The following is a 15,670-nucleotide window of genomic DNA, read 5'->3' as shown; positions in this document are numbered from 1 at the left end:
TCGACCTTTAGCCTTTGATGCTTCCTCCCACAAGTCCACGAATCAGATGCTTCGAGCCGAAGCCGAACAAAATCAGGATCGGAATCGTTGACAGGGCAAGCGCCAAAATTCTGGCGGCATAATCCGTACGGTATTCACTGCTCAACAAGGAGACTGCAAGCGGTATCGTATACAAGCTTTCCTTATTAATCAATACCAGAGGTGTCAAATAGTTGTTCCAAGACCATAGGAAAAACAGCAGGGACAAGGTGATCAGAGCCGGGCGAATAACAGGCAGCACGATTCTCGCAAATATACCGAATTCGCTGCATCCGTCCAGCCTGCCGCTTTCTATAATTTCACCAGGGACCGCACTGCTGATATACTGCGTCATCCAGAATACACCGAACGCATTGGCTATACCACCTATAATCAACGGAACCAAAGTATTAACGAGTCCCAAATAACGCATTTCCACGACAAATCCAACCAAACCTAACTGTGGAGGGATCATCAATGTGCCAATAATAAAGAAATAGAGCAGCTTTTTGCCTTTAAACTGGTATTTGGCGAAGGCAAAGCCTGTCAGCGCACTGACCAGTACTGCTGCCGTCGTGTTAATGACAGCAACAACCAGACTGTTCAAATAAAACCGGAAAAAGTTTTGCGCCAGCACTGATTTTAGATTTTCCAGCAAATAAGTGCCTGGAAGCAGCTTGAGTCCTGTATACAAATCTTCGCTGACATAGGTGCCCATAATAATCATCGTATAAAACGGAACTAACGCAAACAGGGATACAATCGTAACCAGGATATATACCGGTAATTTTCCTATATGTCTCAAAGCTGCGATTCCTCCTTGCGGTTCATAATTTTCATGGAGAAAATGGAGAAAATCGAAATTACAATAAACAGACTATAAGCAATAGCAGAGCCATAGCCGAATTCAAAATTGTGAAAGGCCACATCATAATATCTCATGACTACGGTCAAAACAGCATGGTCAGGACCACCAATCGGCTGTGATGCGGATTGAAACAGCAGCTGCGGTTCATCAAACAAGCGGAAGCCGTTAATAATACTGGTAATCACGACGAACAGCATGATCGGTCTTAACATAGGAATCGTAATATGAATAAAGCTGTCCCACCACCGGGCGCCATCGATTTTGGCTGATTCATACAGCTCTTCGGGAATTGTGGATAACCCTGACAAAAACAGCACCATTTTATATCCGTAAGCAGTCCAGCTCATCATAATGATCACAACAAGCCGGGCTGCCCATGGAACACCCAACCAATAAACAGTGTCAATGCCCATCATGCTAAGTACTGCATTCACCGAACCATTCTTCCAGTCAAACAAAATTTGAAAGATGATTCCGATCGCAACCGGCGTTGTAATATACGGTAAAAAGTTAATCAGCTGAAGGGCATTTCTTGATTTACGGAAGAAATCCTTCAGAAATACCGCCAGCAGAAGCCCTAATATGATTTCTACCGGTATGGTGATCACAATGATCAGAATCGTGTTATACAGGGATTCATAGAACAGGCTGTCATTCGTAAATATTCGGATATAGTTAGCTAAACCAACAAATACCATATCGGTGATTCCGTCCCATTTGGTAAAGCTGATCACCAGTGAGAACAGGATCGGAAACAAACCGAATGCGATATACATAACAAAATACGGGGCTACCATCAAATAAGGTGTTGCCTTTTTCCCAACTCTTAGCAAGCATCTCACCTTCTACCTTATCATTATGAATCAAAAGGGAGCTTGCGCCTGAACCCAAACCCCCTTTTGACCTTCTTGCTATTTAACAAGCTTGATCTTGTTTATTGAACCTTGAGATCTGGCTGCTTGCTCTTCAAGTCATCTTCCATCTTCTTGATCAGCTGATCCACAGCCACATTGCCATCCTTGGACGCATTGATCGTTTTCATCGCTACGTTAACGGAATCATCAATATCCTGATCATATTTGCTTGGCAGGCGTACCGATTTAATTTTGGGGAATACATCCTGGGCAATAGCCTTCTGAACGTCCTGCCCAGCAAAATGCTCTTCTTTCTTCGAGTAGAAGTCGGCTTTCTGGTAAATCGGTTTGAATGGCGAGAAATTGCCCTTATAATCGCGTGCTACCTCAGAGCCTTTTTCGGTCAGGAACAGCCATTTCACAAACTCGGCTCCCCCTACTTTGTTCTTGGCTTTTTGTGGAACCCCTTGCAGTGTTCCGCCAAGCGGGAAAGGCCCTCCCGGTGGAATCATGAAGCCCCAACGGCCTACGCCATTTTTATCGTTAGCTTTGATTGTGAACTCAACCGACCAGTTGGCACATGGGTAAAAAATGTGTAAATCATCGGTATAGGACGCATTAGCAGCAGGGGAGTTCGTATCCAATACATCGATAATGCCTGCTTTTTTCATTTGCACCAGCTTGTCAAGCAAAGGCCCAACACCCTGCTTCAAATTCAGTGTAGTCCCTTGAATAAACGGTGTGTTCGTTTGCCCTTTGAGGAATGCATAAGCATCGCCAAGGCTTGCAAACATAAACACCTTGCCATTGGACTTCTCCTTGACCTCGATGCCCTTCTGAATAAAGGTATCCCAATCGGTAAAGATTTTTTCCAATTCCGCACGATCCTCTGTACCAAAGTACTGTTTGGCTAAAGCGCGTTTATAGGCCATACCCGCGACAGAAGGGGCTTCAGGACCGACGTAAACTCCGCTCTCGGTAGTTTCCAGAGGAACCAAATAGTCGAGCACCTGAGATTTGTCAAGATTGTAAGGGGCTTTAGACAGATCCTCCCAGATATTCAGGGACAGCAGCTTGCCACGATAGGTCTGTTCCAGCCATGCCACATCAGGCAGATCCGCCCCGGAGGCCAGCGCCGTTTGCAGCTTTTGAGCCATATCCTTACTCTCAACCGCTGTCATGACAATGTTATACTGGGGATACAGCTTGGTGAACTCCTCATACATCTTGGCCCGGGAATCCGTCTTGTCCCACAACCAAATATTAATGTCCGTCTTCGCTGGACTGCCTGCCGCTTCCGGCTTTTTGTCTGTACCGGCAGCATTTTGTTGACCCCCGCCACTGCATCCTGCCAACCCGAGCATTGCTGTGAGAAGAACCACGGGTAACGCTTTCATCCATCTCTTGCGCATACATCATCCTCCTGATTCAATATGATCTTGCTTACATCGATTAATATAACAGCAGCATCCAGAGCTGAATACATGTCAAAATTATTATATGTTACACATTTTTATGATCGGCGGCATATGGAAGCCAGTCTGGTATGGAAAAGCGGATTCGCGTACCCTCGTTCTCTACACTTTCGATTTGTAATATCGCCGTTTCACCGTACAATAATTGAAGCCGGTTATTCACGTTCAGCATGCCAATGTGGTCCAGATCCTCCTGTAGAAAAGGCGAGCCCATCAACGAACGAAGACGTTCCAGCTTCTCAAGGCTCATCCCAACTCCGTTATCCTCCACACTTACCACGAGGCTGCCGCTCTCAGCCATTACACGGATTCGAATCCAGCCTTTGCGTTGAGAAGGGAGAATACCGTGAAAGATGCTGTTTTCCACTAACGGATATAAAATCATTTTGGGTATTCTTTTCTCCCTGCAAGCTTCTTCAACATCCCATACCAGCTCCATTCTATCGATATACCTGTATTGCAGAATCATTATATAATCATCCATGTAGATCATCTCTTCTTGAATGGAGGCGAGCATCTCGGGTTTATTCTTGATCGTTCGCTGCAGGAAAGAAATAAATGCCTTCGTAAGAGCCGCCACATCAGGGGCATTCGCCTTTCTCGCCAAATAAATTACGGAATTTAAAGTGTTGTAGATAAAATGCGGATTGATTTGGTACATGAACATTTTCAGCTCAAGCTCCCGTTTCTGTTTCTCCATCAGAACCGATTCTTCCACCAGATTTTTAATATCCTTGACCATTTTATTAAATACCTTGGCTACCTCTTCGATTTCATCGCCACTTGTCACCGATATATGGGTATGCAGCTCGCCCTTGGAAACCTGGCGCATCCCTCTGATCAGCTTCATGAGCGGCTTGGTCACGTTGGCAACCACCGGATAGATCGACAATGACATGATCAACAAACAGATCAGCATAATGGACACCAGCACATAATTGGTATATGTCATGTTGGCGTTGATTTTATTTTCCGAAATCACCCCGATTAATTCCCACTGAGAGGAGGGTATCGATACAGGTATGTAATAATTCCCATTTTTCAACACGGTCTCTTTCGGAAGATCAGAATCGCCAAACACTTCCTGCGGAGCCGATAAAGCAGCAGCGTTCGGGGCATACACCGTTTCCTTATCCTTGTTCAAGGTCCATATGTGAATCCCGAGCGAAGGATCCGTCAGCATCGGTTTTACCAATACCTCATAATTCATGTGAATGAGAAGCTTGCCCAAATATACATAAGGATTTTGCTTGTCATAAATATTCATCACATAGGTGACAACCTTCAATTCCGTAGGGCGGTTCAAATTATTCGTAACAATATGCGGCTTCGACGTTCCGTTATATTGTCTGTTGGATCTAAAGTCATCGTACCAATCCTCCGTTATGGAGCTCGAGTAAACATCTTTCATTTCCAATACCTTGTTATCACGATCCACGATAAACATATCGACAATGATATGATCCCTGAGCAAGCTATACTCCTTTAATACCGTTTCCAATTGTAGATTGCTCACAAAATAGTCGTAGTCCTGCGTGGTAGACATTTTTTTTAACAACAGCTGCAGCTGATCGTTAACGACAATCCCTTTGGCATAATTCACAATATCCTCGGATAGATAAGAAACCTGCTGGGCTATTTTTTCAACGATCGTTTGGTTATCTCTAACGATCTGCCTACTCAAAATCGGATTGACGTACAAATAAATCGAAAAGCTGCTCAGGCCGACTGAAAGTAAAATAGAAATAAATGCGACGGCAGTAATTTTCACCTTAATATTCATTGATTTTAAAAAATGAGGCATACATCGACCCTCCTTCATGATTAGTACACAATCCTAATTCGATTTGGGAATCGTTCGTGAATCCTTTTACAAATCACCAGGGCTGAGTCCGGTTACTTTCTTAAATGTTTTGGAAAAATATTGCACCGTTTGATATCCGACCATCGAGCTCACCTCGTACACTTTATAATGACCGGAAGCCAGGAGCTCCCTTGCCTTTTCAATCCGGTATTGGGTCAGATACGTGATGAAGGAAACGCCCACCTCCTTCTTAAACAATTGGCTCGTATAAATCAAACTGAATCCCATCCGATCCGCAATTTCATTTAACGTAATATCCTTAGCGTAATTGGCATGAATATATTGCAGCAGTTCCCTGATTTTTTTGCTGTATTTGGCATTCGATTCTTCTTCCAGCTTCATCACCATATGTTGGAACCATTCTGCAATCTGGTACACACTGCCCAGCTGCTGTATTTCAGACAGAGCATCAAAAGGCTCGATCATTGGCGTTCCGTGCTTGGGAATTGCTTTCAGATTGATCAAACGAATCAGCTCCAGAATTCCGCTTTTAAGTGCAGCTATATCCTCCAAGGCTACAAGCAGCTGGGTAAACAACTCATCAATGCCTTCATTAGCCAATCCATACTGCTCATGCTTCAAATGCTCCTGAATTTCCTTAAGCTTGTGATCTATCGAAGACAACAATACCTGCTTGTCGAGCTGCTTGTGAGTCTGCACTAATAGGGAGCTGCCCTTTCTAAATATTCTTAAGGCATACAACTCCCTTGTTTTTTTAAGGCTCTCTCGGATATCTCGCTGGTTTTCAAAAACAGGTCCGATGGCTACGGAAATCTTCCTGGAAAACGCATTGTTTATAAGGGATTGCAGATGATTCGCCAAATGGCTGCTGTATTCAAAAATGCTGAGTTCACTACTGCGTTCCGGAATTCGATAAAAAATAATATATTCATTATCGTACATATCAACGACTTCCGATTCGACTTCATCCGATGAACGCGCGTACATAAAATCGATAAATGTTTTCCTATCTATTTCGGTAGATCTGTTCTGTGTATATTCCTGACCTGGATGAAGAGAATCAAAGCCCATAATTAGAATTCCTGTTCTGCCCTTCCAACGGAACAAATCGTCGGTGACGATCATGCCAGCATCATCGATCATCGACTCCATCCGCTTGAGGTACATACGAAGCTGCTCTCTGCGGGCCAAATAACCAACACTTTCTTCCTCCTGCATCTGCTGCTTTAATTTGTTTAGCTCCTGAATTAATAACGAACCGTCCAGTTCATGCTTCAGTACATAGGAATGGATACCCAATTGAATAGCCTGCCGCGCAAAATCAAAGTCACCATAGGACGTTAGCAGAATGATTTTTTTGCTTTTGCGAATTTGTAGAATGGTATCAATCATTTCCAATCCACCCATGACAGGCATCTTGATATCCGTTATAATCACATCCGGATTTTGTTCCATACAAATTCGTAAGCCCTCTCCGCCATTCCTTGCTTCGGCGATGATCTCAAAACCATGCTGCTCCCAATCGATTAAATGTTTGATGTCCTCTCTCACAATATCCTCATCCTCGACAATCATGACCTTCAGCAATTTCCATCCCCCCTATTTGAATCCGCTTACACTCATTGTGAAGTAAAGTGAAAATATAATCAATATTACCATATCCGAATTAAATTATGTTTATTAATGTTAGTAAGTGTGATTTCAATCGTATTCATATTGATTTATCCTGAATATTGTCAGGGTTTCTTTTGATACAATATCTTAAATAAAGCAATCCCGATCCCGATGCCCAGAAAAGCAAATAACATCGGCATCCATACAGGACCTAATAAAATGCCGAAAATGGTCAGGTGAGCTGAATACATCAACCCTACTGTACCGAGAAATGCGCCGCTAACATAAGGCAGATAAGCGTAATCTGCCGTTTCACCGCTATCTTTATAAGCGTCCCACATTCCAAACATATAGACGCAAGGATAAAACATTAGCCAATGATAATCGGTACTTTCAATCGAGTTCTTGATTTCGCCATTAAAGCTGAGGATTATGATTTGATTCAAATGTGCATTCGAGTTTATAACAAACTCCAGAACAATCAAAGTGAAACCTTTTATATATTTTTTATTTAACATTTGTCCAAAACCAGGAAACGCGATGCTCCACAATAGTCTTTCGATTTTATTGGAACGGTTCATCGGCATCCAGGGATAGTGAATTATTCAGAATGAATGGAGTATCCAACTCTAAGTAGCTACCTATTTTTAATAATGGATACAATAACCTGTCACACAACACTATTGGCGCCAATTCAATTCCTCCCCGTGTCATTTCGTTCTTGTAGTATGGGAACTATTTAACAATTTTATGTGACATGCCCGCATAAAATAATAAAATAATCGCACTCCATCAGACCCGAGGTCTGAAGAGTGCGATTATCATAACTTGATCATTATTTAAAAAGGGCATCCAATGAATAGGCGCCAGCTCCGGTTAAGGCGATTCCGACTACAACGGCAATAAGAACTAATGGATACTCATAGCCATTGGCTGCAGCCCAAATTCCGTTCTTCGCGTGAACCTTGAAGGCTCCAAGCATTGTCGCAGCAATCAGAATAGCGGCAACAGGGGTCAGCCAGCCTATAGCGAACAGCAATCCTCCCAGCAGTTCCATCAACCCGGCGATAACCGCCATAGCAACTCCCGGCTTAATACCAACTGACTCCATCCAGCCACCCGTTCCTTTGGGGCCATAGCCACCAAACCAGCCAAACAATTTTTGAGCTCCATGACCAACAAACAACAAACCAACTACCAAACGAATTAATAATAATCCCCATGCTACCATAACAACCAGCCTCCAATTAGTTTTAATTTAATATTCTTAATTTTAAGATATATGACAAAGAAATAACAAATATGCTTGCTAACTGATAACAGAAGCTCCTTTTCTGCATACTAAGCGATCGGTTTTGATCTCCTGTTTCAATGTCGCGTTCTCCGCCGTTTTCCAGTGCATGATCATTGAGCTTTACCTCCTTTTATCTCACTATTAAGTATCTTTAATTAAAGATAAATGATTTATGAATCTTTGTCAACAACAATTTTTAATCTTACATGGCTTGATCTATTAGGCACAGCGCTTAGCTTGCTGAGATGCCTTCAGCTCTGTTCCGTGCAGATCAAGCCCATCTGGTTCCTACTTAAGCATAATTAAGTTTATCCATATTTATTTCTGAATCCCGTAATTATTATCGGCGCTCCACTTGTTCTCCTCCTTCTTTTGCTTCACTCCCTCCTGCATCACCTTTTTCAGATCATTCAAATATTGTTCCAAGGGTAATGAGCCTTCGAGATACAGCTGGCCCAGCTTCTGATTGTTCTCCGTAACATTTTTGTCGACCTCGCCGCCATAAATGTTCAGCTTCATCGGATCACCTACGAAGGCAAAGCCTTTCAGGTTATCCGGAAGATCCGCAGTCGAGGTGGCTGGAGTCCGGTATAGCTTCTGTGCATGCAGGCCCTGAATTTGGGATGAGGTTACAAAAGCCATAAAATCAATGGCTGCATTGAGCTTCTCCGGCTTGATCGATTTGGGAATGGCCATATTGCCCGCGGGCACACCACCGATTTCCATGAGCTTGCCTATGGCATCAGGATGGTTTTCTTTGGTCAAATACGGCAGCGGAAAGGCAGCCATCTCAAACTTGCGCGCGCTGGATTCATACAGCACCTTGCTCTGTCCGGAGGTTCTCATAATCATCGCAACTTCCCCACGCAAAAACATGTCCGTCGACGTATTAAAATCGATGCCATTATAGCCCTTCGACCAATATTGACTCCAATTTTTAATAATAGGGAACACATCCTTGTAAGGAGAGCGGGTTATATCGACGATTCCTTGATCCACAGCGCGCGTATACTCATTCACCTCGATAAAGCCGTTATGGCTGACATCCATCTGTTCATATTGTCCTGCAATCAGTTCCTCTGTCAGGATGCGAGTGGTCCAGCTGTAGTTGTAATCCCCAGGCTTTGTGTTTGGAAAACCGAATGGGGTTACCCCTGTTTTTTTCAATTTATCCTGAATGTCGAGAAACTCGTTCCAGGTTGCAGGTATGTTCTGAATACCCGCTTTGGCAAACAGCTCCTTATTGTAAAGAATACGTACAGAATCGATGCTGGCCGGCACGCTTGCATAGGTTTTATTATCTCCGATCAAACGCTGCAATACAGATTTGGGAAATACTTCGTCCCAGGACTTGCCACCAAGATAATCATTTTTTTTACTGTAAAAAGGCGTCAGATCCATAAGAAGACCTTTCTTCAGATCTTCCTGATCCCATATATATCGGGTTGTGAACAAATCCGGTGCCGTACCGCCGATCAGCTGTGTCGTCACCCATGCCCGATGCTGCTCCACACCACCGAAATTTTGCAGCTGTAAATTGATTTTCACGTTCGGGTTTTTCTGCACATACATCTTCACCGTTTCTTCCCAAATTTGCTGCTCGGTCTGATCTCCGTTCGCCTCTGTCGTAAACATGACGTTAAGCTCGGTTTTGGCTCCTGTACTCGTCGTAGAGCCCCCCGCTGGATTACTGGAGCCAGCATCGCCCGACGGAGTCCCAGTACACCCGGCAGCCATAAACGTAAATGCTAATCCAAACGTTAGAAGCTTGTAAGACGTTCTCTCCTTGCGTATTACTGCAAACATGGTTCAACACCCTTCCTTTGTCTACATCGTAAGCCTACCTACATTCGTTTATTCGCACCATCACTTCTTTTCAGTTCCTGTACTACCCCTTCATCGCACCGGACGTGATCCCGCTGATGAAGGATCGAGTGGCGAACACAAACAAGATCAGCATAGGCACCGAGGCGATAACGTATCCTGCAAATTGCATTCCCTGCACCTGATCGAGCGGTCCCTTGATATTGCTCAGCGCCAAAATGATCGGGCGAGCCCGATCCCCCGAGGTCACGACCAGAGGCCAAATGTAGTTGTTCCAGCCGGTTAGTGCATTCATGATAGCCACCGTCGCAATGATGGGCTGAGACAGCGGCAGCACCATTTGCCAAAAAATTCTCAGATCACCTGCACCCTCCAGCTCGGCGGCTTCCAATAGGCTGCTGGAGATCCCCTCAAAAAAAGTCCTCATCAGCATCGTTGCCAGAGCGGAAGCCCCAGCCATCGGTCCAAAAATTTGAGCCCAGTGCGTGTTGAGCAATCCGAGATTTTTGAACAAAATAAATTGAGGAATCAGCAGCAAAAATCCGGGCACCATCAATAGCATGAGGATAAGCGCATACAATATTTTTTTGCCTGGGAAGCTGAATCTCGCAAATGCATAACCCGCAAGTGTCGAATTGATGAGCACGCAGACGATAATGCCCGATGTAATCAGAATCGAGTTCATAATAAACGGCCATGTTTGTTTGAAGGCACTGCTATAATTGTCAACGTGCAGCGGGAATGCCGGAGTCCAAAAGCTGTGAATAATCTGATCCTGAAACTTCACAGAGCTCATCAACAGCATATAAAAAGGAAACAAGGTTAATGCGACCAGCAGCCATAAAATCAGCTGGTTGGCAGCAGCTCCATAAGTTAATTTACGCATGCTCATTTCCCCTTAATCCAGCTTTTCCGTTTGTTTCATTGCTTTGTTCGCGACAAAGGTAAATAGAATAAGAATGAGGAAAATCATCACGCCGATAGCAGATGCGTATCCCAGCTCGTTATACTCAAAGCCTTTTTTATATAAATACAGGGCAGGAGTCAGCGTCGTAAACCCAGGACCTCCGTTGGTCAGGACCAGCACATTTTCGAAGCTTTGATATTGATGAATGAAGGCCAGAATGACAACAAGCCTGATTTGATTACGGAGTAAAGGCAGCTCGATATACCAAAAGCGCTGCCAGCCGTTCATGCCGTCCAGCTTCCCCACCTCATACAGCTCGGGAGAAATGGTAAGGAGTCCCGCCAAATAGATGAGAAAGTAAATACCACCAATCCAGGGGAAATTGACGAATACAATGGACGCCAGCGCTGTCGTACTATCACCCAACCATGCGTGGGTCCAGGAGTCCAGACCTAGCTGTCTTAGCAGTGTATTCAGAACGCCATTACTTAAATAGATCCATCGCCACAACAAAAAGATAATGATGTAAGGAACAACCATCGGAACGAGGAATAAGAAGCGATACGCATGCTGAAGCTTTTTATGGGAATGAAAGACGCCAACAGCGGCATACAACGGTAAAGTCAGCTGAATGATAACAAAGCTGATCGTGAGCAATGTGACATTTTTAAGAGAAGCATAGAAGGTCGGATCGCTAACGAGCTTGACGAAGTTATCCAAGCCAACAAACGTGTTCAAATTTGCCCCGTTCCATTGATAAAGCGACTTGATTATAGCCGTAAAAAATGGATAATACTTGAACAAACCCATCGAAACAAAAATGGGCACCAGGAAGGAGTAGGCGATGATGTATCTTGTCAGCTTCCTCCTCTGTTTCAATGCCAAATCTGTCGCAGATCGGTTGATAGCTGTACCCGAATGGGGCTCTGTCATTGTGCCTTCTCCTTTCTCAGGTACACCTGAATTGAAATGAATGACTCACCGCTCCCCATACGTGAGCAGCTACAGCTTCTTATTGTCCAGCAGTTGAGTCCGCATCCATTCACTCTGCACCAAACCATCGCCTTCGGCACATAGCCGTTGATATAAGAGGCTTCTAAGTGTCTGGATCAGCTCCTTGCAGCCAGGGTCATAAATACGATTGATCAATTCGTCAGGGTCGTGCGCCAAATCGTATAATTCATCGATATCGGTTGTGTTCCAGATATATTTCCAGTTCGCAGTGCGGAGCATTCTTTGCGTATACAATCCAAACTGCTGCCCGTTGTAGGTAGAAACGATCTCCTTTCTCCAGTCGGGAACAGACTCATCCTTCAATAATGGAATGAGCGATCTGCCATGGAACCATGAGGGTACAGGCAATTCCAGCCCTTCCAGCAATGTTGGTGGCAAATCGAGCATATTATAAACAAACTGGTCGCATACACGTCCCTGCCCCGCTGTCCCGGGGTATTTGATTATGAGCGGAACCTTGACCACATCGTCATAGAGCACATAATGCTTGTCGATCATTCGGTGCGAGCCGCACATATCGCCATGATCGGAGGTAAAGATGACAAGGGTATTGTCGTAGGCGCTCGTTTGCTTCAGCTCTTGAAGCACTTTGCCTATCGCATCATCCGCTTGACTGATGACACCATAATAGCGGGCCACGATAGGTGCCCATTCCTCCCATGTGAAGTCTTCAATCCGCCAGCTGTGAAGCTGCTGCTTCTGAATATACGGTTTATTGGTAAAGGTTTCGTCAAAGCTGCTCCAAATCGGAATATCCTCAGGTCGGTACATGTCTGCAAAGCTGCCTGACGGTCTGCACGGGAGATGAGGCTCGGTAAAATTCAGCTGAATGTACCAAGGATGATCCCCAGATGTCAGCTCACGGATCGATTCGCATGCCCGATCCGCCAGCCAGTGCGTCTTGGAGCACTCTACAGGAACGGGGTCACGCTCTCCGAAAAACCCTGCTTCATAGCGGATATCAGGGTATGCTTGCGCCAGCATTTCCTTATACCCCTCAAATCCGATATAGGTGTCATAACCGTACTCCAAGGGAGACAGCTCGGGATGTACATCCCATTTACCAAGAAATACATTGGTATAATCGCGTTTGTGAAGCTCTCTTGGCCAAGCATATTCAGTAGGCTCAAGTGCCGGAATGCGGAGTCCGTTTTTGAAATTCCACAGTGCTCCGAAGGTTTCTGGCCTTCGACCATTAATCAAGGCTTGCCTGGATGGGCAGCAAATAGGTATGGGTGTAAAAGCGTTCGAGAACCAAACCCCTTCCGCAGCCAAACGGTCGATATTCGGGGTATGGACCGGATAGGCTCCACTATAACCGATGCAATCGTAACGCAGCTGGTCGAGCATAATAAACAAAATGTTTGGAGATTCCATCGTGTCTCCGCTCCTTCCTTTGCAAAGGACCCTTTATGGGCAGCTCGGCACCTCAATCGCATGGCCGCCGGATTGTTGGGATAGGATTGCGGCTTCAATGACCTCCTGGGCTGCCAATGCTTCCAAGCCTGATCCCTCAATCTGTTCTGGAGCAGCTTTCTGTTTAATTTGTTCGATAAATCGTTCGATCCGGTTGCGGAACGTATCGTTGAAGCCCTGCATGCCTCTCATAATCGAATTGTGCACCACAATGGTTTCACTACTCTCGCGTGGATACAGGGTAATGCTTTCGTATACATTTTCGATGACGAATCGGCCTTCTGTTCCAGCCACCTCGCACCATTCGATGGGATGGAGCATGGACATGTCATAACTGCCAGTCAAATGACCGATAGCCCCACTCGCAAACTCCAGATTGATGCTCGCATTGGACCAGGTGGTTCGGCCCGGAGCTTTATTCATAAATGCCTGCACCCGCTTGATATCACCGAAAAAGTAACGCATAACATCTATAGAATGAGGATGAAGCGCCCGCATATGAAACCATTCCGTAAAATCGGCCTTATTATCAATCGACAGTCTCATATTGATAAATAGCGGGGTGCCCAGCAGATTTTGTTTCATCCAAGCTTTGCCCTTCTCGGCGGCCGGAGTAAAGCGGTGGTTCAAATTACAGCCAAAACGAACGCCCTTGGCTGCGGCCGCTTTCACCATGGCCCTTGCTTCTTCAATCCGGTTGGAGATCGGCTTCTCGACCAGCACATCCTTCCCGGCCTCGATAGCCAGCATCACGGGTTCATAATGATGGCTGCCCTTTTCCTCACCACCTGTCGCTACGCAAACCATGTCAATCTCCTCGTTGTCCAGCATGCTTCTGAGGTCTGTATAAGCTTTGACTCCAAAGGCTGTAGAAGCCGCTTTGGCTCGATCCTCCATTAAGTCACAAACAGCAACAAGCTCCGTATCCGGATGCTGTGCGTAGTATCGGCAATGTATATTCCCGATGTTATTGACGCCAACCACTGCTACACGAATCATATAGATGAACCCTCCCTGAACATGCGTGATTGTGAAAATATACAGCTGTCATCTCTTTAGCCGACTTCTTACCGTGCTGCTAAAATTGATCACTGCTGCTCATAAACAATAGCCGCACCGCAATATTGCGGGCGGCATGGTCCACTCGTTATTTGCTCTTATTAAGCTCTTTGGCCTGAAGAGCCCGGGCATTGCGGGAATCACCGATGTATAAGGTATCATACGCCTGCTGCGAGGATGTAAAAGGAGCGTCCCCCTTGCCATGCCAGCCAAGATTTGTATACATCGGATTGGTTCTCCCTGTCTGCTCCTCACGCTTGCTGATATAAGCTTCCATTCTTGCCGTGAGCAGCTCCACAATTTCCGGCTCCTGCTCGGCTACATTGTTATTTTCCTGCGGGTCCTCAATCAGATTGTACAGCTCAACCTCCGGTTTAAAATGGAAATCGGGCTCCAGCGCACGAATCAGCTTCCAATGCGGCGTTCGCCATCCGTGCTTGCGCATCCAGGTGCACTCCGTAATATACAATTCACTAACTCTGCGTCCCGGATCATCATGTATGAAAGGTACAAGGCTTTGACCGTCCGGCTCCAGCTGCTCATCAATTCCCATCAATTCCAGAATCGTTGGCATAATATCACTGATAACCGTGACATCTGTCACTCTTTTACCTGAGGGTACTTTACCCGGATATTTGATAATTAGTGGTACAACCAATGTGCAGTCATACAAGCCATGATGATCAAAAAAACAATCGTGCTCATACAGCGTTTCACCATGGTCGGACGTCACCACGATCAGCGTATCCTCGGTAAGTCCCAAAGAATCTACGGTTTGGAGCAAATTTTGAATGCAGGCATCCATATAGGCAACGGCTCCATCGTATTGGGCATTCACATACGCTTCATCGGTCACGCCCTCCGGAATCCACGATTTGAGAAAATCGGCGAATGGCTTGAAGCTGTAGACCGGCTCCATGGAAGGGTTGGATGGGTCCATCTCATCGCCCCCATAAAAAATACGCTCATAGGGCTTCGGCGGCAAATAGGGAGAATGCGGGTCCATATGGCGAAGAAACAGGAAAAATGGTTTGTCATCCTCAGCCAAGCGATTCAGCTCGGGAATGGCCACCTCGTTCAGGTTTTCAGCCTTCGGACACCTTCCTGACTCGCCTGGCAGCCAGGCTTCGTAATCCAGATAAGTATCAAAGCCTCGCGACGATGGATTCCCTGTAAATCCGACGCATGTCGTGTTATAACCGAGTTCGCCTAGCAACTCCGGCAGCGTCTTTGCCCCTACTGCTCCTTTGTGCCGCAATGCGACTACATCGGTACCAAAGCAATCCTTGCCAGTCAGCATACTGGCATAAGCAGGGGTGGTGGGGATGCTGGGGCTAAAGTGCTGTTCAAACAGCACCCCTTCGCCAGCCAGCTTATCCAGATGCGGAGTTGTCAGCTTGCCATAGCCATAAGAGCTCATTCGATCACGACGCAGGCTGTCAATTCCGAACAGAATCAGATTAGGCTTCTTTGTAGAACCGGGCATTCCGTTCACTCTCCTA

General features: G+C 45.5%; 13 protein-coding genes. All 13 read right to left on the bottom strand.

What is annotated here, in order from left to right:
* Nucleotides 1–7 precede the first annotated feature (7 nt).
* Complete coding sequence (locus tag BK127_RS08375) at nt 8–823, bottom strand: carbohydrate ABC transporter permease (RefSeq protein ID WP_256711225.1); 816 nt, start codon at nt 821–823, stop codon at nt 8–10.
* Entirely contained in the window at nt 820–1,719 is a 900-nt protein-coding gene (locus BK127_RS08370) for a carbohydrate ABC transporter permease (RefSeq protein ID WP_076229560.1), read from the bottom strand. Before BK127_RS08370 ends, BK127_RS08375 begins: the two co-directional genes overlap by 4 nt.
* Before the next feature lie 101 nt (nt 1,720–1,820).
* Complete coding sequence (locus BK127_RS08365; protein WP_076229559.1) at nt 1,821–3,152, bottom strand: ABC transporter substrate-binding protein; 1,332 nt, start codon at nt 3,150–3,152, stop codon at nt 1,821–1,823.
* A gap of 91 nt (nt 3,153–3,243) precedes the next feature.
* Nucleotides 3,244–5,019: a sensor histidine kinase gene (locus BK127_RS08360; RefSeq protein ID WP_076229558.1), complete on the bottom strand. Its 1,776-nt coding sequence runs from the start codon at nt 5,017–5,019 to the stop codon at nt 3,244–3,246.
* A 66-nt stretch (nt 5,020–5,085) separates the two neighbouring features.
* Nucleotides 5,086–6,627: a response regulator gene (locus BK127_RS08355; RefSeq protein WP_076229557.1), complete on the bottom strand. Its 1,542-nt coding sequence runs from the start codon at nt 6,625–6,627 to the stop codon at nt 5,086–5,088.
* Nucleotides 6,628–6,776: 149 nt separating this feature from the next.
* Nucleotides 6,777–7,100 (bottom strand): hypothetical protein, encoded by a 324-nt coding sequence (locus tag BK127_RS08350; RefSeq protein ID WP_305954287.1) that lies wholly within the window; start codon nt 7,098–7,100, stop codon nt 6,777–6,779.
* Nucleotides 7,101–7,489: 389 nt separating this feature from the next.
* Nucleotides 7,490–7,885 carry a DoxX family protein gene (locus BK127_RS08345; RefSeq protein ID WP_076229555.1) on the bottom strand — a complete coding sequence of 132 codons (396 nt, stop codon included), beginning with the start codon at nt 7,883–7,885 and terminating at the stop codon, nt 7,490–7,492.
* A gap of 381 nt (nt 7,886–8,266) precedes the next feature.
* Nucleotides 8,267–9,754 carry an ABC transporter substrate-binding protein gene (locus BK127_RS08340; RefSeq protein ID WP_076229554.1) on the bottom strand — a complete coding sequence of 496 codons (1,488 nt, stop codon included), beginning with the start codon at nt 9,752–9,754 and terminating at the stop codon, nt 8,267–8,269.
* A gap of 82 nt (nt 9,755–9,836) precedes the next feature.
* A complete protein-coding gene (locus BK127_RS08335) occupies nt 9,837–10,658 on the bottom strand; it encodes a carbohydrate ABC transporter permease (protein ID WP_076229553.1) in 822 nt (273 codons plus the stop codon).
* Nucleotides 10,659–10,670: 12 nt separating this feature from the next.
* A complete protein-coding gene (locus tag BK127_RS08330) occupies nt 10,671–11,612 on the bottom strand; it encodes a carbohydrate ABC transporter permease (RefSeq protein WP_076229552.1) in 942 nt (313 codons plus the stop codon).
* A 69-nt stretch (nt 11,613–11,681) separates the two neighbouring features.
* Nucleotides 11,682–13,070, bottom strand: a complete 1,389-nt coding sequence (locus BK127_RS08325; protein ID WP_076229551.1) for a sulfatase family protein — start codon at nt 13,068–13,070, stop codon at nt 11,682–11,684.
* Nucleotides 13,071–13,103: 33 nt separating this feature from the next.
* On the bottom strand, nt 13,104–14,108 hold the full coding sequence (locus BK127_RS08320) for a Gfo/Idh/MocA family protein (protein WP_076229550.1): 1,005 nt from the start codon (nt 14,106–14,108) through the stop codon (nt 13,104–13,106).
* 148 nt (nt 14,109–14,256) lie between these two features.
* The gene (locus tag BK127_RS08315) at nt 14,257–15,654 is read right to left on the bottom strand and encodes a sulfatase family protein (RefSeq protein WP_076229549.1); all 1,398 of its coding nucleotides are present in this window, start codon (nt 15,652–15,654) and stop codon (nt 14,257–14,259) included.
* Between the last annotated feature and the right edge of the window lie 16 nt (nt 15,655–15,670).

This window comes from Paenibacillus sp. FSL H7-0331 (assembly GCF_001956045.1).
This window is presented reverse-complemented; position numbering and strand designations above follow the sequence as displayed.

Excerpts from the sequence above, each read along its gene's own strand:
- BK127_RS08335 (WP_076229553.1), bottom strand. The coding sequence starts at position 10,658 with ATGCGTAAATTAACTTATGGAGCTGCTGCCAACCAGCTGATTTTATGG.
- BK127_RS08330 (WP_076229552.1), bottom strand. The coding sequence starts at position 11,612 with ATGACAGAGCCCCATTCGGGTACAGCTATCAACCGATCTGCGACAGAT.
- BK127_RS08365 (WP_076229559.1), bottom strand. The coding sequence starts at position 3,152 with ATGCGCAAGAGATGGATGAAAGCGTTACCCGTGGTTCTTCTCACAGCA.
- BK127_RS08360 (WP_076229558.1), bottom strand. The coding sequence starts at position 5,019 with ATGCCTCATTTTTTAAAATCAATGAATATTAAGGTGAAAATTACTGCC.
- BK127_RS08325 (WP_076229551.1), bottom strand. The coding sequence starts at position 13,070 with ATGGAATCTCCAAACATTTTGTTTATTATGCTCGACCAGCTGCGTTAC.
- BK127_RS08340 (WP_076229554.1), bottom strand. The coding sequence starts at position 9,754 with ATGTTTGCAGTAATACGCAAGGAGAGAACGTCTTACAAGCTTCTAACG.
- BK127_RS08320 (WP_076229550.1), bottom strand. The coding sequence starts at position 14,108 with ATGATTCGTGTAGCAGTGGTTGGCGTCAATAACATCGGGAATATACAT.
- BK127_RS08315 (WP_076229549.1), bottom strand. The coding sequence starts at position 15,654 with ATGCCCGGTTCTACAAAGAAGCCTAATCTGATTCTGTTCGGAATTGAC.
- BK127_RS08345 (WP_076229555.1), bottom strand. The coding sequence starts at position 7,885 with ATGGTAGCATGGGGATTATTATTAATTCGTTTGGTAGTTGGTTTGTTG.